The organism is Streptomyces sp. R21, assembly GCF_041051975.1.
In the GTDB taxonomy this organism is placed as follows: domain Bacteria; phylum Actinomycetota; class Actinomycetes; order Streptomycetales; family Streptomycetaceae; genus Streptomyces.
Map to the genome: position 1 here is coordinate 3,752,287 of NZ_CP163435.1, position 19,790 is coordinate 3,772,076.

A 19,790-nucleotide genomic window follows, 5' to 3' on the forward strand; every position below is an offset into this window, starting at 1 on the left:
CGGCCGGCTCGTTCCTCAGATGCTGTACTCCCGTACGACGCGCCTGACTTGGGCGAAGAGCATGCCGACGTTCACCGACTTGCGGCAGACGCACACCGCGACGACGTCCTGGCGTTCGTTCAGGCGGACGAACAGGTGGGTCAGGTTGTCGCTGTTGACCAGGATCTCCTGGAAGAAGTGCTGGTCGTCGCTGACGCCCCGGCGCTCCTTGAAGACGTCCTCGATCATCACGACCGTACGGCCCTGGAACAGGTCGAGGGTGGCGCCCGCCAGCAGGTCCATGACCTCCGGCGGGTGGTTGTCCAGGGTCTCGTAGGCCAGCAGCATGCCGGTCGCCATGTCCACCACTCCGGTGGCCACACACTCCGGTGCCTCGTTGCGGAGCGATTTGACCAGGGCCATCACCTGGTCCGAGAACCCCGACGTCATCCGCTTCGTCGCCATACGGTCACACTCCTTCGGTTGCGCTGAGCTCGGTTGCGGTCGGGGCCGATTCGGTCGGGTCCGGCTCGGTGAGGTCTGGTTCGGTGGGGACCGGTTCGGTGAGGTCCGATTCGGCCGGGTCCGGTGCGGTGAGAATCGTTCCGATGCGTTGCAGGGTGGGCTGGGTCTCCTGGTGGAGCCGGTCCAGGTCGATGCCCTCGTCTCCCAGGACCACCATCAGCGCCGTGTCGCCGACCGCGTAGAAGGCGGCGCAGCCGTGGCTGCCGTATGCCACCGTCCGCCGGAGGGCTCCCCGGCCCGTCGCCTCGGTGGTACGGCGGGCGATGCCCAGGCCCGCCGCGGCGATCGCGGCGAGTCCCTCCGGATCGATGGTGTCGGCGGTGTCCGCCGCTATGAGCAGTCCGTCGGCGGCCGCCACCGCCGTATCGGTAATTCCCGTCACCTGCTCCCGCAGGCCTCTCATTTCCATGGCCAATGCCTTGTGATCCATGTACTGAACTCCCTGGACTCCCTGACGGCTGATCACATGTGTTCGTTCTCGCACTCAAGAGCGCTGATTCATTTCACGGTTCTCCAGGAATGTCAGGTACCGGAATCCGGAGTCCAGATCCGATGGCGCAGACGGAAGAACCCTTTCCAACTCGCTCCGTTCTTTTCCGGGGCGAGAGTTTCGGTGATCCCACTCGCCCCGGGGTCCCGGCGAGGGAGTTCCGAGGGGCCGGTGGAATCGGTGGAATCGGGGGGATCGAGGGCCGGGTGCGAGGGCGGGGCCTTCTCTGCAGGCGCAGGGGGCGCAGGCTGTGCCACGCGCCGGAGTGCTCCCACGGCCTGGGCCCGGACGGGGATCGCGACGGGTACCGCGTCCGCCTCCTCGGCGCATTCCAGCAGGCCCTCGCCGAGCATCCGGGCCACCTCGACGGTCACGGTGTAGACGCCCCGGCCGACCAGGAAGGCGAGGTCACGGGCGGTGCGCCGCCCGTCGACGTGCGACAGCAACTCCCTTTGAGCCAGGGAAAGTTGATCCGATTCCGGGTCGGCTCCGGGGGCGAGCACGGGCCGTTCGCGGTCCGGCCGCACGGGCCGCGGCAAGGTGGCGACGGCGGTCAGTTTCCGCACCGCCCCCTGGAGCAGCCGCCCCGGTGTCTCGCCCACCTCGACCGACGCGCACGGCACGGACGGACCGAGCGGACCGCAGCCGTCCACCCGGCCGGCGACGACGGCGAAAGCGGCGTCCTGCATCGCCATCATGCAGATGACCCTGAGCTGAGCGGCCCCCGCACAGCCGTGCGCGATCATCGCCGCCTCCGGCCAGCGTGCCTCCCGCGTCTCGGCGAGGAGCCGCGTCCACTGCTCGCCGCTGATCCGGCCGGTGCGCAGCAGCAGGACCTCGGGGCCCGGAGCGCCGGGGCTCTCCACGGCGATGACGAGTCCGCCGCGCAGATGGAAGACGCCGCCGGGTTTCCCGGACACCCGCAGTTTCCCGGTGGCCTCTTCGCGCCCGCACTCGGAGAGCGTGCGCGACAACAGGTCGTATCCGACCCGGCCAAGGGAATCGCGAATGCCTGACATCACTCCCCTTGGCAGGACACGCAGGTGCCATTACGTACATACGCCCGACGCGTAGCACTGAGGGAGTATGTGTATCAGTCCAGGCGCATATTTCAGCCAAGGGTTACGCACATGGCTTCAGTTGACGGAATATGAAATACCCGCCCGCTCAACCAGAGTCTTTCCGATCCCCAACCGACCGCATTCGTACGGCCGTTGAGGTGCCCTCCTCAGTCGCCCTGGCCCAACACCCGTACGGGCAGCGGTCGCAGGGCCTCGCGCAGGGCCGCCGTCAGCTCCTCGTACTCCGCTCCGCGCGCGGCGCCCGTACGCATCGCGAGGGCGATCCGCCGGGTCGGCGCCGGGTCCTCGAAGTACCCGGTGAGGAGCTGGTTGCTGCGGGTCGTCTCGACCTTGACGGCGGTGCGCGGCAGCAGCGTCACGCCGAGGCCGCCCGCGACGAGCTGGACGAGGGTGGAGAGTCCGGCCGCGGTGGTGGTGACAGGGCCGCCCGCCCGTCTCCCACCACCACCCTCAACCGAGGGGCCTTGCCCCGCCCCTTTGATTCCGCGGCCCGCCTCACGACAGATGTCCAGGGCCTGGTCTCGCAGGCAGTGCCCTTCGTCCAGGAGCAGCAGGTTCAGCTCGCGCAACGCCTCGCGCGGGATGCCCTCGCGGCCGCCGAGCGGGTGGTCCAGCGGGGTGACGAGCACGAAGTCCTCGTCGAACAGCGGGAGTTCGACGACGCCGGGCATGCCATGGGGGTCCCCCCGGCCGAGCTTGTTCGAGGCTGGGGGAGGGACCGCGAGCAGCAGCAGGTCCAGGCGGCCGCTGGTCAGTCCGTCGAGGAGGTTCGCCGTCTGCTCCTCGTGCACCTGGAGGTCGAGGTCGGGATAACGGTCGTGGACGAGCCGGAGGACGGTGGGCAGGAGGTACGGCGCGACGGTCGGGATGACCCCGAGCCGGAGGGCACCGGTGAACGGCGCACGTACCGCCTCGGCCTCCTCCATCAGCGCCCCGACCGCCTCCAGTACCGCCTTCGCGCGTACGGCGAGACGCTCACCGGCCGGCGAGAGCAGCACCTTGCGGGTCGTCCGCTCAAGGAGCGTCACGCCGAGAACGTCCTCGAGCGCCGCTACCGAGCCGGACAGCGCGGGCTGACTCATGCCGATCGCGGCGGCGGCATCGCGGAAGTGCAGGTGCTCGGCCACGGCGGCGAAGGCGCGCAGCTGGGCCAGGCTGGGCTGGCGCCGCCCGTTCGCCTTGATGCCCTGGGCACTCGCCATGGCCGTACTCCTTGCCTACGGTGACTGATAGCCACATTCGATCAACAACACCGAGTGTAGCGATTTCCCTAATCAATGCACCCTGTGCCAACATCAACACCGTCCAACCCATGGGAAACACCCCCAAAAAGGGAGTTTCCTCGCTGCAAGGAGAGCGCGTGCTCACTGTCGGTGACAAGTTCCCCCCGTTCGATCTGACCGCCTGCGTCTCGCTGGAGAAGGGCAAGGAGTTCCAGCAGATCGACCACAAGACCTACGAGGGTCAGTGGAAGGTCGTCTTCGCGTGGCCCAAGGACTTCACCTTCGTGTGCCCCACCGAGATCGCCGCCTTCGGCAAGCTGAACGACGAGTTCGCCGACCGTGACGCCCAGGTCCTCGGCTTCTCCGGCGACTCCGAGTTCGTGCACCACGCCTGGCGCAAGGACCACGAGGACCTGCGCGACCTGCCGTTCCCGATGATGGCCGACTCGAAGCACGAGCTCATGCGCGACCTCGGCATCGAGGGCGAGGACGGTTTCGCCAAGCGCGCCGTCTTCATCGTCGACCAGAACAACGAGATCCAGTTCTCCATGGTGACCGCCGGTTCCGTCGGCCGTAACCCCAAGGAGGTCCTGCGGGTGCTGGACGCCCTGCAGACGGACGAGCTCTGCCCCTGCAACTGGACCAAGGGCGAGACCACCCTGGACCCGGTGGCCCTGCTGGCGGGTGAGTGACCTTCCATGGCCCTCGATGAACTGAAGTCGGCCATACCGGACTTCGCGAAGGACCTGCGCCTCAACCTGGGCTCGGTCATCGGCAACAGCGACCTCCCGCAGCAGCAGCTGTGGGGCACGGTGCTGGCCTGCGCGATCGCGTCCCGCTCCCCGCGGGTGCTGCGCGAGCTGGAGCCCGAGGCGAAGGCGAACCTCTCGCCGGAGGCGTACACCGCCGCCAAGTCGGCCGCCGCCGTCATGGCGATGAACAACGTCTTCTACCGCACCCGCCACCTGCTCTCCGACCCGGAGTACGGCACGCTGCGGGCCGGTCTGCGGATGAACGTCATCGGCAACCCCGGTGTCGAGAAGGTCGACTTCGAGCTGTGGTCGCTGGCGGTCTCGGCGATCAACGGCTGCGGGCAGTGCCTCGACTCCCACGAGCAGGTGCTCCGCAAGGCCGGTGTCGACCGCGAGACGATCCAGGAAGCGGTCAAGATCGCGTCGGTGATCCAGGCGGTGGGCACCACGCTGGACGCCGAGGCGGTCATCGCGGAGTAGTTCTCTCTTCGCCGCGTGCTTCGACGCCCCGTCCACCCTTGCGGTGGGCGGGGCTTCAGCGTTCTTCGGCCTGCTCGACGGAGGGGGCGGCCCCGCCGGAGTGCGACCGCAGGTACCCCACCACCGTGTTGGTGACCGCCACCAGCGGTACGGCGACCACCGCTCCGCCGATCCCCGCGATCATGCCGCCGGCCGCGACCGACAGCACCACCGCCAGCGGATGCACGCGCACCGCCCGTCCCAGGATGAACGGCTGCAGGATGTGGCCCTCGATCTGCTGGACGGCGAGGACGACGGCGAGGGTCATCACGGCGGTGAAGACGCCCTGGGTGACCAGCGCCACCACGACCGCCAGCGCCCCCGAGGCGACCGCGCCCACCAGCGGGATGAAGGAGAACAGAAAGATGAAGACGGCGAGGGGGACGGCCATCGGGACGTCCAGGAAGTAGATGCCGAGGCCGATGAAGATCGCGTCGATCAGGGCCACTATCACCGTGCCGCGGACGTACGCCGTCAGCGTCCGCCAGGCCCGCGGACCCGCGCCCGCGACACCCGGACGGGCCGCCGCCGGGACGAGCTTGAGCGACCACTCCCAGATGCGCTTGCCGTCGTAGAGCAGGAACAGCGTCGAGAACATCGTCAGCAGGATGCCGGTGAGGGCCTCGACGATGACCGTCACGCCCTCCAGACCCGTGGAGGTGATCTGGTCGGTGTTGGCTCCGATCGCCGCGCGCAGGTTCTTGGCGATTTCGTTGATCTGCTTGTCCGTGACATGGAACGGGCTGTTGAGGAGCCACTTGCGCAACTCGTCGATGCCGTCCTGGACTTGGCCGGAGAGGTTGTCGATGTTCTCCATGACCTGCCAGACCACGAACCAGCCGACCAGGCCCATGACGACGAAGCCGAGGATCGCGGTGAGGGCGGTCGCGACTCCGCGGGGCACGCCCCACTTCGTCAGCCGCGCCACCGTGGGGTGCAGCAGTGCCGTGATGAGCAGCGCCGCGACGAATGCGAGCACCACCAGCTGTACGGCGCTGATGACCCGCATCAACACCCAGACGGTGCCCGCGAGAACGAGCAGCCGCCAGCCGGCCTCGGCCGCGACCCGTACACCCCACGGCACGGCCGCGGAGGGGTTGGGAAGAGCGGCGGGGGCGGCAGCGGGTGCCTGCCCGGAAGGGGCCGGCCGTCGGTCGTCGAGGGAGGCCTTGGAATCCGGCGTCGAGTCCGACGGGTCCGCCGCGGCCGGGGAGTCAGCGGCGTCCGAGCGGCCCGAGCCGTCGACAGCAGGTGAGGGCGGGCCATCGCCGGTGGACGGACCGGCCTCGGAGTCCGCCGGGTCCGCCGGACCCTGGGACTCTCTCTCCACCTCCGCGCGGCGTTCGTCCAACCGCGCCCCCATCTCGGTCAGTCCGGCGCCGAGCCGACCGAGCAATCCTGGCACTCGCGACATGATCCGTCCTCTTCCCCCGTTGCTCCCCACCACTCCCCCCTGGAGTCGTCGGTTCCGACCGTACATGGCCGAAGCCCCTCACCGTTATGACGGTGAGGGGCTCTGGAAGGTTGAGCGGCCGCGAGCGGCGTGGGCTCTAGTACCAGTGGTTGGCCTGCCAGAACGACCAGGCCTCGCACGGGCTGCCGTAGCGGCTGTCCATGTAGTTGAGGCCCCACTTGATCTGGGTGGCCGGGTTCGTCTGCCAGTCGGAGCCGACGGACGACATCTTGGAGCCGGGCAGGGCCTGGAAGAGGCCGTAGGCACCGGAGGAGGCGTTGACCGCCTGGTAGTTCCAGCTCGACTCGTGGTCCACGATGTTGCTGAAGCACGAGAACTGGCCGCTGGGCACCATCTGGCGTGCCATCGCCTGGATCTGCGCGGTGGAGTACGAGGTCTGGACGGGGAAGCTGGAGGGGTCGCGGTCCGCGGAACGGCTGGCCGCCGCCTTCGCCTGCGCGCGCTCCTTGGCTTCCTTCTCGGCCTTTTCGGCCTTCTCCGCCGCCTTCTGCTTGGAGATCGCGTCCTCGGCTGCCTGCTTACGGGCAGCCGCCTCCGCGTCCTTCTTCGCACTGGCGTCCGCGGCGATGGCCTGCGAGTCGGCCTGCTGCGTCAGGGATGCGATCTGGACCTGGGCCTGCTGGCCCGCGGGTATGTCCGCGAGGAGCGTCGAGTCGCTTGCCGTCGCCTCGGCGTCGTTCGAGGGCTGGGCGGTGCTGCCCGAGGCAACTCCGACGACGCTTCCGACGGCGGTGACCGCGGTGGCCGAGGCCACTGCGAATCCCCGGACCGAAATCCGGCTCACACGGTTTCCTTCCAGCATCGCCCGCTTCGGTGACCCTGGCGGACGCAATCGTGCCCCTGACACTGGCCTCCCAACTGCGGGGTCACGGGAGGCGCGGGCCCGGTGGGCAACTCCCCCGAGGGGAGCGCCGCGTGGTGCACGGGCGGCATACGACGGCTGTATGGAGTTCTGAGGTTCTTGTGGTGCCGTACCGCTGGGGGTACAGATGTGTCGTATGCGGGGCCTGACAGGAGTGAGACTCTGCCGTAACCCGACGCCGCGAGGCAATTCTGTGTTGCGTGTGAAAGCTCACACCCCGTTTGCCCCAGGAGTTTTGCGGAAACGAGCACACGCCAAGACGCCGCCCGGCTAGGCTCTTGGCCTTTACCGGACGGCGCCAACTTGCTGGTAGCTACCCCAAGTTGCACATGGGGGTCAGATCTGCCCGTCCTCCAGCATTTCGGTCACAAGGGCCGCAATCTGGGACCTCTCGGAGCGGGTCAGGGTGACATGCGCGAAGAGCGGATGCCCCTTCAGTTTCTCGACGACGGCGACGACACCGTCGTACCGACCGACACGCAGATTGTCCCTTTGCGCGACATCATGGGTCAGAACGACCCGTGAATTGGCGCCGATTCGGGACAGAACGGTCAACAGTACGTTCCGTTCGAGCGACTGGGCCTCATCCACGATCACGAAGGCGTCGTGGAGTGAACGGCCGCGGATGTGCGTGAGAGGGAGAACCTCCAGCATCCCGCGCGAGGTGACCTCCTCGATGACCTCGCGGCTGGCGACCGCGGAGAGCGTGTCGAAGACCGCCTGTGCCCAGGGACCCATCTTCTCGGCCTCGGAGCCCGGCAGATAGCCCAGCTCCTGCCCGCCCACCGCGTACAGCGGTCGGAAGACCATGACTTTCTGGTGCTGGCGTCGCTCCAGCACGGCCTCCAGACCCGCGCACAGCGCGAGCGCGGACTTTCCGGTGCCGGCCCTGCCGCCCATCGACAGGATCCCGATGTCCGGGTCGAGCAGCAGATCGAGCGCGATGCGCTGCTCGGCGCTGCGGCCCTTGATGCCGAACGCCTCCCGATCGCCGCGCACGAGACGGACGTTGCCCTCGGACGTGACGCGCCCGAGCGCCTTGCCGCGCTCCGACTGGATCGTCAGGCCCGTGTGCACCGGCAGCTCGGCCGCCTCGGGGATATATACGTGTCCTTCCTCGAAGAGGATGTCCACCTGCTCGCCCGCGAGGGTCAGTTCGGACATTCCGGTCCAGCCGGAGGAGCCCGTGATGGCGAGTTCCGCGCGGTACTCCTCGGCGAGGAGACCGACGGAGGAGGCCTTGATCCTGAGCGGAAGGTCCTTCGACACGACCGTGACGTCGAACCCCTCGGCCTGCAGATTGCGGGCGACCGCGAGGATGCGGGAGTCGTTGTCCCCCAGGCGGTAGCCGCTGGGCAGCACGCTGGGGTCCGAGTGGTTGAGCTCGACGCGTACCGTCCCGCCGAGTTCCCCGATGGGGATGGGGGCGTCGAGGCGGCCGTGCCGTACCCGGAACTCGTCCAGCAGGCGCAGGGCCTGCCGGGCGAAGTAGCCGAGTTCGGGATGGTGCCTCTTGGCCTCCAGCTCCGTGACCACGACGATCGGAAGCACTACCTCGTGCTCGTCGAAGCGGCTCAGAGCGTTCGGGTCGGCCAGCAGGACGCTGGTGTCGAGAACATAGGTGCGCCGGTCTGGCATACGGCGCTTTGTGCTGGTCACCACGGAAGGACGTACCCCCTCGGATGAGGTCGGGGAGCGACGAAGGAGATCTGGACCGGTCGACGGCCGCCGTGCGCGGGCCGAGAACCGGCCCTCCGCTTCGTCCGTGCTGTGACCGCACGATCGGGCTGGTGCAAAGGGCCTCCCGGGCGGACGGCCCCGTGCCGCCCGCTGAGATACGACACCCGTGGTTCGGGTGTCGACCTGGAAGGCTTATGCCCTCGAACAGGCGCCGCCATGCCAGGGCATATGACGGCGCGTTCGTTAACTCCTGGTGTCGTGCATCCCTCGGGGGTGCTGGGGTTCAGCCTCCGTAACGGCGGTGTCGCGCCGCGTAGTCGCGCAGGGCGCGCAGAAAGTCGACCTTGCGGAAGGCCGGCCAGAAGACCTCACAGAAGTAGTACTCGGAGTGCGCGGTCTGCCACAGCATGAAACCGGACAGCCGCTGCTCACCGCTCGTACGGATCACGAGGTCCGGGTCGGGCTGGTCGCTGGTGTAGAGGTGCTTGCCGATGAGGTCCACGTCGACGGACTCGGCGATGTCCTCGATCGAGGCGCCCTTGTCGGCGGCGTCGAGGAGCATGGAGCGTACGGCGTCGGCGATCTCCTGGCGGCCGCCGTAGCCGATGGCGACGTTCACGACTATCCCGTTGATGTGCGCCGTGGACTCCTCGGCCTCCTTGAGGGCCGACTGCACATGCGCGGGCAGGATGTCCGGCGTACCGACGTGGTGCACGCGCCAGCGGCCGTCGGCGGCGAGGGCGCGGACGGTGTTCTCGATGATCTCCAGGAGCGGGACGAGCTCTTCCTGGGGACGGTCGAAGTTGTCCGTGGACAGGAGCCAGAGGGTGACGACCTCGACGTCGGTCTCGGAGCACCAGCCGAGGAATTCCTCGATCTTGTCGGCGCCGGCCCGGTGGCCCTGAGCGGTGGTGGAACCCGCCGCCTTCGCCCAGCGGCGGTTGCCGTCCATGATGACCCCGATGTGCTTGGGCACCTGGTCGTGGTCGAGGTGGCCTTCCACCCTGCGTGCATAGAACCTGACCAGCAGACGGCGCAGGTTTTCGCGCAGGTTCACGTGTTTGTCAGCCCCTCCGTGCGGATCGGAACAGGTGCGGCCCGGCTCAGTCGGCCCGGCACAGGCCCTGTCCATATGGCGGCCCCCGGGGGCGAAGCCTACCCCCGGAAATCGTGGCTTCCGCCATGGGGTGCCTGGACTGTGGCGTGACTGTCGCAGGAGTGTCAGCGGACTGACGTAGCTTCGTATTCATGAACGACACGTCTGTATACCGCGCCTCCGGCGAGCGCTACGACTCGATGGAGTACCGCCGCACCGGCCGCAGCGGTCTCAAGCTTCCCGCGGTCTCGCTCGGCCTGTGGCACAACTTCGGCGACGACCGCGCGCTGGACGACCAGCGGGCCCTGCTGCGCCGCGCCTTCGACCTGGGCGTCACGCACTTCGACCTCGCCAACAACTACGGACCGCCGCCCGGTTCGGCCGAGCTCAACTTCGGCAAGCTCCTGAAGCAGGACTTCGCGCCGTACCGGGACGAGCTGGTCCTCTCCACCAAGGCGGGCTACCTCATGCACCCGGGCCCGTACGGGGAATGGGGCTCCCGCAAGTACCTGCTGTCGTCGCTGGACGCCTCGCTGAAGCGAATGGGCGTCGACTACGTGGACGTCTTCTACTCGCACCGCTTCGATCCGGACACCCCGCTGGAGGAGACGATGGGCGCCCTGGCGTCCGCGGTCCAGCAGGGCAAGGCGCTGTACGTCGGCGTCTCCTCCTACACCAGCGAGCAGACCGCCGAAGCGGCCCGCATCCTCACGGAGATGGGGGTGCGTCCGCTCATCCACCAGCCCTCGTACTCGATGATCAACCGCTGGACCGAGGACGACGGCCTGCTGGACACCCTGGAGGCGGCCGGCATGGGCTGCATCTCCTTCGTGCCACTCGCGCAGGGCCTGTTGACGGGCAAGTACCTGAAGGGCATCCCGGAGGGTTCGCGCGCCACGCAGGGCAAGTCGCTGGACCCGGGCCTCGCGGGCGACGCCGAGGTCGTCCGCAGGCTGAACGGGCTGAACGACATCGCGGCCCGCCGCGGCCAGTCCCTCGCCCAGCTCGCGCTGACATGGGTGCTGCGCGACGAGCGGATGACCTCCGCGCTGATCGGCGCGTCCAGCGTGCGGCAGCTGGAGGAGAACGTGGCGGCGCTGGCGGCGCCGAAGCTCACGGACGAGGAGCTGAAGGAGATCGACACGTTCGCGGTGTCGACGCCGGGCACGAACATCTGGGCCGGGCGGCGCTGAGCCGAGCGGTTCGGGGCGGCGGGGCGGGCTGCGCGCGGGCGGCCGGAGGCGTCCGGTCGAGCCGCCCGCCGCGTTCGGGCACAAAAAACGGGCCGGTCCGTGGGGGGGAGACGGACCGGCCCGAGGGGGGGTTTCCACCATAACCCTTCGTAAGTGATGCTGCGTGCATTGGCGCTCGACAACTACTCTCCGTGTTCTTCCGGCGACGCCGCGATGGGCCCAAAGGCCCCGAATCGCATTGTGATCATGGCTGAATCACAGCGGATTCAAAGGGAATCGCGGAGGATCCTCAGGGAACCAGCGGGTTTGCACCCGCTTGTGATCGGGTCGCCGACATGTTCCGCGGTACTCCGGGCGGGTGACGCGCCGTCGGAACGCCCCCTTGACGCCCCCCGCTAACTTCGCTGCCATGGCCACGTTCACCACGCGCGAGACCGCCGAGCCGGTACCGCTGGAGCTCGCCGAGTCGGCGCGGACCCGACGTCACGGGCTGCTCGGGCGCGACGGGATCGAGGGCGCGCTGCTGCTGAGCCCGGCGAGTGCGGTGCACACCCTGGGGATGCGATTCGCGATCGATGTCGCTTATCTGGACCGGAAACTGCGGGTTCTGACCGTACGGACGATGCGCCCGGGCCGGGTGGGACTGCCGCGCCCGAGGGCCCGGTACGTCCTGGAGGCGGAGGCCGGGGCCCTGGAGAAGTGGGGGGTGCGCCGCAAGGCGGTGGTCGTGATTCACGACTCGTGAGGCGGCGCCGAAATGCGCGCACGGCACCGCGCAGCCCCCTCCACTGCGCGGTGCCCACCGCGCAGCTTTGCTCACGCGAATTACCTTGGTCTGAACTTATGCGAGCCGCTCCGTCGAGTCGAGCCGCCCTGGATAACGATGTGGAAACCCTGCGAACCGGCTCGGAATGCGGACGGGCATCTCACGCAGAGCAGTCGACATACGGGGGTTTTCGGTCAATCCGGGGCGCCATGGGGAGCCGTGGGACGCCATGCGGGGTTCGCCCGATTGATCGCCAAGTTGATCACCTATTCACCCGTCGGCTCATGGAGGCCAATAGGACAGGAATTGACCTCGTTCGGAGCTAGCGTCAGGCTCATGAGGACGAGGGCGAAGGTCAGTTGGAGCGAGGCGAGCGCGCGTCGGATGCGGCGGCAGTTCCTGACGGCCCCCGCACCGGCCGGAACACCGGTCGCCGAGGTGGTGGGCGCCATGCTCGGCACCCATGCGCAGGTGCTGTCGGCGGCCGAGATGTCGGTGGGGGTGCGGGCCGAGGGCGTGACCCGGTCGGATGTGCGGGCGGCGTTGTGGGGGGATTCGGGGGACGGCGGGGGCCGGTTGTCGTCGGCGGACCAGAGGGAGCGGTCGTCGGCGGATCGCGAGAGCCGGTCGGCGGAGGGCCCGTCGCCCGAGTGCCCGTCGCTGGTGAAGACACACGGCCCGCGGGGCACCGTCCATCTGTTGCCCGCCTCCGAACTCCCGCTCTGGACCTCCGCGTTGAGCGCGATCCCGTCCGGCGCCAGCCCGCACGCGCCGGACGTACGGCTCACCGACGAGCAGGCCGACGAGGTCGTCGCGGCGATCGCCGACGCCCTGGACGGCAACCTCCTGACCATCGACGAGCTGAACGACGAGGTCGTGGCGCGCACCGGCTCCTGGGCCGGGGACCTGGTGATGCCCGCGTTCCAGGGCATGTGGCCGCGCTGGCGCCAGGTCATGCACCGGGCGGGCCTGCGCGGGGCGCTGTGCTTCGGCCCGAACCGGGGCCGCAAGGTGACGTACACCCGGCCTCCCCGGTTCGAGCCCCTCGCCCCGGACGAGGCACTCGCCGCGCTCGTACGGCGTTATCTGCGCGCCTACGGTCCGGCGACGCCGCAGCACTTCGCCAAATGGGCTGCTGCGCAGCGGAGTTGGGCGCTGGGTCTCTTCTCCTCGCTCGCGGCGGCGGGTGAGATCGAGGAGGTCGACTTCGAGGGGGCCGAGGGTCCGGCGTGGGTGGTGGCCGGCGACACGGAGTTCCCGGACGAGCCCGTGCGCGGGGTGCGGCTGCTCCCGTACTTCGACGCGTACGCCATCGCCGCGCAGCCCCGCGAGACGCTCTTCCCCGGAACGGCCTACGAGCGGGCCCTCGCGGGTGGCCAGGCCGGGAACTACCCGGTGCTGCTGGTGGACGACGTCGTCGCGGGCGTCTGGCACCAACGGCGCCAGGGCCGGCGTACGACGGTCACGGTGGAGCCGCTGGGAAGGCTGCCGGCCGCGCAGCAGCGGGAGTTGGCGGAGCGGGTAGAGCGGGTGGGCGAAACACTGGAGGCCAAGCCGGAGTTGGTGGTGGGGAAGGTGACGGCGGGGCCGCACGCCTGACCGTTGGGGCCGCTCAGGCCCCCGGCTTCCGTGCCTCGACGAGGAAACGGGCGCTGTGGGCGACGAACGGGCCCTTCTTCTCGATCTCCTCGTGCAGGGCGCGCAGTTGGGGCCGGTACTGGTCGACGGTGAAGCCGGGGACCATCCAGATCACCTTGCGCAGGAAGTGGACGACGGCTCCGATGTCGAAGAACTCGATGCGCAGCCGCTCCGAGCGCAGGTCGACGACTTCGAGCCCGGCGGCCTCGGCGGCGGCTCGGGCACGCTCGGGATGACGGCTGTTCCTGGCCTCCTCGGGCTGCGGGCCGAGGAAGTACTCGACGAGCTCGAAGACGCTCGCCGGGCCGACGTGCTGGGAGAAGTACGTGCCGCCGGGTCGCAGCACGCGCGCGATCTCGTCCCAGTGGGCGCGCACCGGGTGCCGACTGATGACCAGGTCGAAGGCCCCGTCCGCGAAGGGCAGCGGCGCGTCCTGAGGGGAGGCGACGACCACGGCGCCGCGCGGGTGGAGCAGGGCGGTGGCCTTGGCGACGTTCGGCGGCCAGCCCTCGGTGGCGACGGTGAGCCGGGGCAACTTCGGTGCGGAGGCGAGGACTTCACCGCCGCCGGTGTCGATGTCGAGTGCGGCCGAAGCGCGCGCCAGCCGCTCCCCCATGGCCCGGGCATACCCCCAGGACGGCCGCTCCTCGGTGGCCCGGCCCTCGAACCAGGAGAAGTCCCAGCCGTCGACGGGGGCGGCCTCGGCTTCGGCGACGAGGTCCTCGAAGGTACGGCGGCCGTCAGGGCCCTGGCTGGTGGTCATGGGGCGGATCCTGCCAAGGCGCGGGCGGGGGCGCGACCGAATTCCCGGTGGTCCGGCGTTGTCAGTGGCCGCTGTTACGTTCCGGGCATGACGACGAATCCAGGCGCGGTCCGGGTGCCGTACACCGGCGGCGAGAAGGAAAGCCTGCACGCGAGTCTCGACCGGCACCGGAACGCCGTGCTGTGGAAGCTGGAGGGCCTGGACGACGAGCAGGTCAGACGGGTGATGACGCCGTCCGGCACCAACCTGCTGGGCCTGGTGAAGCACCTCGCGTCCGTCGAGTACGGCTGGTTCTGCTCGACGTTCGGGCGGGAGGTCGAGCCGCTGTGGTTCGACCCCACCACCGAGGAGGACATGAGCGCGGGCCAGGGCGAGACCACCCAGCAGATCATCGACTTCTACGGCCGCGCCCGCACCGCCGCCGACCGCACCATCGCCGAGCTCTCCCTGGACGACCTGGGCACCTCCTGGAACGGCACCACGGTGTCCCTGCGCTGGGTCCTGATCCGCATGGTCGAGGAGACGGCACGGCACGCGGGACACATGGACATCGTGCGCGAGCTCATCGACGGGGGCTCGGGGGATCACCGGCCGGGGTGACGGCGGTGTGGGCGGTGACGTCGGTGCCGGGGAGGACGAGCATGAGGTGCTCGTCCCACCAGGCGACGACATGGCCGGCCGGTTCGTCGTCGTCCACCGTGACCGTCTGGACGAAGACGGTGCTGTCGCCGAGGACGCTCGAGGTCCAGTGCGCCATGAAGGCCTCCCGTGGCCGCGGGGTGAACCGCGACCGCCGGAGGGCCTCCGCGTCGTGCTCCTGCTCGAAGAAACGCACGAGGTCGGTCTCTGCCACGTACCTGAGTCGCACGTCGTCGCTCATGCCGCTCATGCCGCTCATACGGGTGAGTCTGACAACAGGCACTGACACTCACCTGGGCGAGACAGCTGAGCCGGAGCAACGGCACAGCCGGGGCTGTGGGACAGCTGGGGCTACGGGACCAGGGGGCGTACCTCCTGGGCCGTGAAGCGGAGGAAGGACTCAGGGTCGGGTTCGTCGGCCGTGGGCTGCAGGATGACCCTGTCGGCGCCGGCATCCACAAGGCGCTGGACGGCCTTGGCGACGGCGCCCGCGTCTCCGGCGACGCCGTGTTCGGGCAGCTGGTCCTCGCCGTTGGTCTCGATCTCGGCGCGCAGGCGGGCCGCCGCGTCGGGCCCGGTGGCGGTGAGGAGGTAGACGATCACCGGGTGGTGGTCGGTCCGCCCCACCGACTCCCGCCCCTCATCGATGAGTTGACGTGCCCGGCGTACGCCCTCGGGTGGGGTGGAGGCGGTGAGGATGGTGCCGTCCGCATGCGCGCCGGAGAGCCGGAGCGAACGGGGCCCGGTGGCACCGGCCAGGACCGCGGGCGCCTCGGCCGGAGGCCAGTCGAGGGCGACGTCGTCGAGCTTCACGTAGCGCCCGGCCGTGGTGACGCGCTCACCGCGCAGCAGGGCACGCAGCGCGTCGAGGTACTCGCGCAGCAGCGTGACCGGCGACTCGGCGCGCGCGCCGACCTGCCCCATCCAGTCCTGCACGCCGTGCCCGACACCGACGACGGCGCGCCCCGGGAACAGCCGGTGCAGCGTGGCGGTCTCCATCGCGGTGACGGCGACGTTCCGCAGCGGCACGGGCAGCAGCCCCACCCCGACCCGCACCCGCTCCGTCCAGGCGAGGGCGGCGGCCGCCGCCGAGATCCCCCCTTCAAGGAAGCAGTCCTCCCAGAGCCACAGCTCTTCGAGGCCCGACTCGTCGGCGAGCTGAGCGAGCGCGCGCAGCCGCTCGGGAGGCAGTTGGGGTCGGAACACAGCACCGAGTCCAGTCATAGGGCCTTCCTACCGACCGACCGCCCGACGGACAACCGCTTTACGCCTCGGGGGCGTTGGCACGCTCGTAATGCAGGAGTACGACACCGTTGCCGAAGGTCCGCGACTCGGCGAGCCGCAGCATGGTCAGCGCGTCGGCCTCCTGGAAGAGCCGCTTGCCGCGGCCGACGAGGACCGGATGGACGTACACCCTCATCTCGTCCACCAGCCCCTGGCGCAGGAACTCGGCGGCGAGATCGGCACCCCCGAGCCCGATGTCCCCGCCGTACCGCGCCTTGAGCGCCCGGATCTCCTCGGGTACGACGTCCCGCACGACGGTGGTGTTCCAGTCGGCCCGCTCCAGCGTCCGCGAGAACACGTACTTGGGCATCTCCCGCCAGATCCCGGCGAACTCGACCATGGCCGGCGTACTGTCCGGATCCTTGTCGGCGCTCGGCCAGAAGTCCGCCATCAGCTCATGCGTCACCCGCCCGCTCAACAGCGCGCCGAGCTTCCCGATCTCGACGTTCATGTGCTGGTGCAGTTCCTCGTCGACCTGATGCCAGCCGATGTCGCGGCCCGGTCCCTCGATGAAGCCGTCGAGGGACACGGACATGAACAGAACGATCTTCCCCATCGTGAACCTCGCTACGCCGGAGTTGGTGCTGCTGCTGGCGGTGAAGTGACCGTTGGGTGGTGGGGGCCGCCCGCTTCCTTGCCAGTGTCGTGCCTCCACGCCCCGAGTAAAGGGCGCTGCGCGTCGCCTACGGCGATTCCGCTGCGCTCCACCCTTGACTCGGGCCGCTCCAGCACGGGTGAGAAGCGAGCGAGCGGCCCAGGGGTGAGGGTGGCCCAGCTAGGCCAGCCCTCGGGCGTGTTGAGCAGCGAGCCGGGGGGGTGCCCCTATGACTTTGGTCAAGGGGTAGTCGGGGTTGGTGGTTGGTAGAAGGTGCCGTCGCGGAGCATCGCGAAGAGCACGTCGGCTCGGCGTCGGGCGAGGCAGAGGAGAGCCTGGGTGTGGTGCTTTCCCTGGGCAATCTTCTTGTCGTAGTAGGTGCGGGAGGCGGGGTCGGCCAGGGCGGCGAACGCGGAGAGGAAGAAAGCCCGTTTGAGCTGCTTGTTTCCCCGTCTGGAGGGCTGTTCGCCGCGGATGGAGGACCCGGAGCTGCGGGTGGCGGGGGCGAGGCCGGCGTAGGCGGCGAGGTGGGCGGCGGACGGGAAGGCGGTGCCGTCGCCGACGTCGATGAGGATACGGGCTCTCCGGTCCTGATGCCGATGCCGGGCATGGACGTCAGGACCTTGGAAAGAGGGTGGGCCTCCAGTAGTTCCTCGATCCGGTGGGCGAGGATTTTGCGCTGGTCGAGCACCGCCTGGAGTGAGTTGGCGAGGCTGGGGACGATCAGTGCGGCCGCGTCTGTGCCCGGAACGACGACGGTCTGCTCGTCGAGCGCGGTGAAGATGTCGTTGATCAGACGATCGGCCATGCGGGGCGCGTTCGGGCGGATCAGAGTGATGAGTCGTCGGCGTCCGGCCTTGCGGATCTGGGCGGCGAGCCGAACTGGTCCAGCATTCTGAGGACGGCCGGGTGCTGCATGCGCGGGCCGATGACTCGTTCCAGGTGCGGGTGGATCTGGGTGAACAGGCCGCGGAGCCGGTTGGAGAGGCGATTCGCCTCGGCGGTGAGGTCGTCGTCGAAGCCGACGATCATCTGGAGTTCGGCGATGGTTTCGTCGTCGAGGTCGACCGAGCGAAGCGTGTGCGGCATCGCCCGGGCCGCGTCGGCGATGATGAACGCGTCTTTCGCGTCGGTCTTGGCCTCGCCGGGATAGAGGTCGGCGATCCGCCGCATCGTCAGGCCGGGCAGGTAGGCGATGTGGCAGCCCAGGTCCCGGGCGACGGCCAGCGGCAGGGCCCCGATCGAGGCCACCTGGTCGACGATGACGAGGACGGTGCCGTGTTTGACCTGCAGCCTGGCGAAGACCTCGCGGAGCTTGGGTTCGCTGTTGGGCAGCCGCTTGTCGAAGGTCTTCTTCCCGGCCGGGGTGAGTGCGGTGGCGTGGTGTTCGCCCTTGCCGACGTCCAGTCCGAGGTAGACGTCGATGTCGCTGGTGTCGATCACGTCGTGGTTCCTTCGGTGCTGTTCACCCGGCCTGCCACGGCACTGATCGCCACATCCACATTACGAAGAGCCTCCCGACCTGCGAAGAAGCCGGTGGTCATGCCCCTAATCAGCGGTCTTTCAGTGCCTTCGGAGCTGGTGACACCACCCCCCGGGCCATGCACTCGACAAGGGGAGGTAGTCATGCCAACTCCGAAGGCCGGTAACCCCGTTGCGGGGCTACGAAGACGGTAATGGGGAGGCGGCGCGATCGCGCCTCGGCGGCACGCCGGGCCGGTTTAGCGGCTTGGGGGCGTGGGGGGAGGGGGAAGGGGGAGGGTGGGTGGGTGGGGGCTTGAGGGAGGGAGGGGGTGAGGGAGGAGGGGAGGGACGGTTGCCGTCCCGGGGGGGGGTATGGCAGGAGGGAGGGATCGGCGGGATGGTCGGGGGCCGGGGGCCGGAGGCCGGGCGATCGCGTTCCGCCTCCTGAGTCACACCGGCCACACCCATCACACATCAACGAGTAAGTGGAAGGTTTCGGACACCCCGAAACCCACGACTGGGACCTCACCGGCCCTTGCCGCGCCGAATTCCTCCACCTACCTTTCCCCCTCTCACCGTCTGGACCCCTCTGACCTCTCTGGCCACTCTGGACTCTCTGGCGGCGGCCGACGGGGGCGACGGCGGTCCCGGCGGCGGTCCCGACGGGGGCGAAGGCATCCCAGGAGGCCCTCCACCCACCGACCACCCGCCGGCCCTCCACCGACCACCAACCACCAACCACCCCCAGCCGCCACCCCCCACCCTTGCGCCGCCAAGCCCACCCGGCGTGCTGGCGGAACGGGAAGGCGCCCCACCCCACCGGCCGCGAACCGCTAAGCCAGCCCGGCGTGCCGCCGGGGCGCGATCGCGCCCCCGACCCCGCTCAACTGCCCAGCCCACCCGCGGGCCCGCCCGACCTGGGCCACCCTCACCCCTGGGCCGCCCGCTCGCTTCTCACCCGTGCTGGAGCGGCCCGAGTCAAGGGTGGAGCGAAGCGGAATCGGCGCAGCCGACGCGTAGCGCAGCGGAGCGCCCTTTACTCGGGACGCGGAAGCACGACACTGGCAAAGAAGCGGGCGGCCCCCACAGCAACTTCTTGAAGAAGCGGTACGTGAAAGAAGGGGATCCGCCCGCAGCGGGCGCACACACGTATGGGGCGACGGGCAGGGCCGGTCATCGGCTTGCCTGCACGGGGGCTTGCCCGCACGGGGGCTTGCCCGCACGGGTGCTTGCCCGGACAGGTGCTTCCCGATCACGAACGACGCAACTTGCGCAGCAGTACGGGCTGGGAGGACGCGTTCGCGGCCCCTCAGTCGAGACAGAACTCGTTGCCCTCGATGTCCTGCATCGTGATGCAGGACTCGTTCTCGTCATCGGCGACCTGTGTCAGCACGTGTACCGCGCCGACCGCGAGCAGTCGTGCGCATTCGGCCTCAAGTACGGCGAGGCGCTCCGCACCCACGAGCCCGGTGCCGGCCCGCACGTCGAGATGCACCCGGTTCTTGACGACCTTGCCTTCGGGAACGCGCTGGAAGTACAGCCGCGGGCCCTCGCCCGAGGGATCGACGCAGGCGGACCATGAATCCCGGTGCTCGGGCGGCAGCGAGCGATTGTAATCGTCCCAAGTGGAGAACCCCTCCGGCGGCGGCGGTACGACGTACCCCAGCACCTCGCACCAGAAGCGGGCGACGCGCTCAGGTTCCGCGCAGTCGAAGGTGACTTGGAACTTCTTGATCAACGCCATCGGATCACCATAGCGGCGCGTG

The 19,790-nt window shown here is 69.3% G+C and carries 19 protein-coding genes and 1 pseudogene; 6 read left to right on the forward strand and 14 right to left on the reverse strand.

Features of this window, described 5'->3' with window-relative positions; translation table 11 throughout:
* Positions 1–15 precede the first annotated feature (15 nt).
* From AB5J56_RS16715 to AB5J56_RS16730, 4 genes are all read right to left on the reverse strand, one after another.
* The gene (locus AB5J56_RS16715) at positions 16–444 is read right to left on the reverse strand and encodes a hypothetical protein (RefSeq protein ID WP_369233530.1); all 429 of its coding nucleotides are present in this window, start codon (positions 442–444) and stop codon (positions 16–18) included.
* Positions 445–448: 4 nt separating this feature from the next.
* Complete coding sequence (locus AB5J56_RS16720) at positions 449–934, reverse strand: roadblock/LC7 domain-containing protein (RefSeq protein ID WP_369233531.1); 486 nt, start codon at positions 932–934, stop codon at positions 449–451.
* Positions 935–1,026: 92 nt separating this feature from the next.
* Entirely contained in the window at positions 1,027–2,013 is a 987-nt protein-coding gene (locus AB5J56_RS16725) for a MarR family transcriptional regulator (RefSeq protein WP_369233532.1), read from the reverse strand.
* Positions 2,014–2,222: 209 nt separating this feature from the next.
* Entirely contained in the window at positions 2,223–3,278 is a 1,056-nt protein-coding gene (locus tag AB5J56_RS16730) for a LysR substrate-binding domain-containing protein (RefSeq protein ID WP_369233533.1), read from the reverse strand.
* A 158-nt stretch (positions 3,279–3,436) separates the two neighbouring features.
* On the opposite strand from AB5J56_RS16730, the gene AB5J56_RS16735 reads away from it, so the two are divergent.
* Complete coding sequence (locus AB5J56_RS16735) at positions 3,437–3,991, forward strand: peroxiredoxin (protein WP_369233534.1); 555 nt, start codon at positions 3,437–3,439, stop codon at positions 3,989–3,991.
* Positions 3,992–3,997: 6 nt separating this feature from the next.
* Positions 3,998–4,531, forward strand: a complete 534-nt coding sequence (locus AB5J56_RS16740) for an alkyl hydroperoxide reductase (protein WP_369233535.1) — start codon at positions 3,998–4,000, stop codon at positions 4,529–4,531.
* A gap of 55 nt (positions 4,532–4,586) precedes the next feature.
* Here AB5J56_RS16740 and AB5J56_RS16745 read toward each other — a convergent pair whose 3' ends face one another.
* The 4 genes from AB5J56_RS16745 to AB5J56_RS16760 form a co-directional block, all read right to left on the reverse strand.
* Positions 4,587–5,984, reverse strand: a complete 1,398-nt coding sequence (locus AB5J56_RS16745) for an AI-2E family transporter (RefSeq protein WP_369233536.1) — start codon at positions 5,982–5,984, stop codon at positions 4,587–4,589.
* A gap of 136 nt (positions 5,985–6,120) precedes the next feature.
* The gene (locus AB5J56_RS16750; RefSeq protein ID WP_369233537.1) at positions 6,121–6,846 is read right to left on the reverse strand and encodes a lytic transglycosylase domain-containing protein; all 726 of its coding nucleotides are present in this window, start codon (positions 6,844–6,846) and stop codon (positions 6,121–6,123) included.
* Positions 6,847–7,242: 396 nt separating this feature from the next.
* On the reverse strand, positions 7,243–8,568 hold the full coding sequence (locus tag AB5J56_RS16755) for a PhoH family protein (RefSeq protein WP_369233538.1): 1,326 nt from the start codon (positions 8,566–8,568) through the stop codon (positions 7,243–7,245).
* Positions 8,569–8,869: 301 nt separating this feature from the next.
* Positions 8,870–9,643, reverse strand: a complete 774-nt coding sequence (locus tag AB5J56_RS16760; RefSeq protein WP_369233539.1) for an isoprenyl transferase — start codon at positions 9,641–9,643, stop codon at positions 8,870–8,872.
* A gap of 191 nt (positions 9,644–9,834) precedes the next feature.
* On the opposite strand from AB5J56_RS16760, the gene mgrA reads away from it, so the two are divergent.
* The 3 genes from mgrA (at position 9,835) to AB5J56_RS16775 (ending at position 13,240) form a co-directional block, all read left to right on the forward strand.
* Positions 9,835–10,875 (forward strand): L-glyceraldehyde 3-phosphate reductase, encoded by a 1,041-nt coding sequence (gene mgrA, locus AB5J56_RS16765; RefSeq protein ID WP_369233540.1) that lies wholly within the window; start codon positions 9,835–9,837, stop codon positions 10,873–10,875.
* A gap of 409 nt (positions 10,876–11,284) precedes the next feature.
* On the forward strand, positions 11,285–11,620 hold the full coding sequence (locus AB5J56_RS16770; protein WP_369233541.1) for a DUF192 domain-containing protein: 336 nt from the start codon (positions 11,285–11,287) through the stop codon (positions 11,618–11,620).
* A 357-nt stretch (positions 11,621–11,977) separates the two neighbouring features.
* Positions 11,978–13,240, forward strand: a complete 1,263-nt coding sequence (locus AB5J56_RS16775; RefSeq protein WP_369233542.1) for a winged helix DNA-binding domain-containing protein — start codon at positions 11,978–11,980, stop codon at positions 13,238–13,240.
* A 13-nt stretch (positions 13,241–13,253) separates the two neighbouring features.
* On the opposite strand, the gene AB5J56_RS16780 is transcribed toward AB5J56_RS16775, so the two are convergent.
* On the reverse strand, positions 13,254–14,042 hold the full coding sequence (locus AB5J56_RS16780) for a class I SAM-dependent methyltransferase (protein WP_369233543.1): 789 nt from the start codon (positions 14,040–14,042) through the stop codon (positions 13,254–13,256).
* An 87-nt stretch (positions 14,043–14,129) separates the two neighbouring features.
* On the opposite strand from AB5J56_RS16780, the gene AB5J56_RS16785 reads away from it, so the two are divergent.
* The gene (locus AB5J56_RS16785) at positions 14,130–14,642 is read left to right on the forward strand and encodes a DinB family protein (protein WP_369233544.1); all 513 of its coding nucleotides are present in this window, start codon (positions 14,130–14,132) and stop codon (positions 14,640–14,642) included.
* On the opposite strand, the gene AB5J56_RS16790 is transcribed toward AB5J56_RS16785, so the two are convergent.
* The 5 genes and pseudogenes from AB5J56_RS16790 to AB5J56_RS16810 all read right to left on the reverse strand — a co-directional run bounded on the left by AB5J56_RS16790 (position 14,605) and on the right by AB5J56_RS16810 (position 19,768).
* Complete coding sequence (locus AB5J56_RS16790; RefSeq protein WP_369233545.1) at positions 14,605–14,940, reverse strand: hypothetical protein; 336 nt, start codon at positions 14,938–14,940, stop codon at positions 14,605–14,607. The two genes, AB5J56_RS16785 and AB5J56_RS16790, sit on opposite strands and share 38 nt — an antisense overlap.
* A 92-nt stretch (positions 14,941–15,032) precedes the next feature.
* Positions 15,033–15,905, reverse strand: coding sequence for an LLM class flavin-dependent oxidoreductase (locus AB5J56_RS16795; RefSeq protein WP_369233546.1), 873 nt, complete (start codon positions 15,903–15,905; stop codon positions 15,033–15,035).
* Between the two features lie 40 nt (positions 15,906–15,945).
* On the reverse strand, positions 15,946–16,521 hold the full coding sequence (locus AB5J56_RS16800; protein ID WP_369233547.1) for a dihydrofolate reductase family protein: 576 nt from the start codon (positions 16,519–16,521) through the stop codon (positions 15,946–15,948).
* A gap of 278 nt (positions 16,522–16,799) precedes the next feature.
* A pseudogene (locus tag AB5J56_RS16805) lies at positions 16,800–18,003 on the reverse strand (IS110 family transposase).
* Between the two features lie 1,330 nt (positions 18,004–19,333).
* Entirely contained in the window at positions 19,334–19,768 is a 435-nt protein-coding gene (locus tag AB5J56_RS16810; RefSeq protein ID WP_369242585.1) for a VOC family protein, read from the reverse strand.
* Positions 19,769–19,790: the final 22 nt, after the last annotated feature.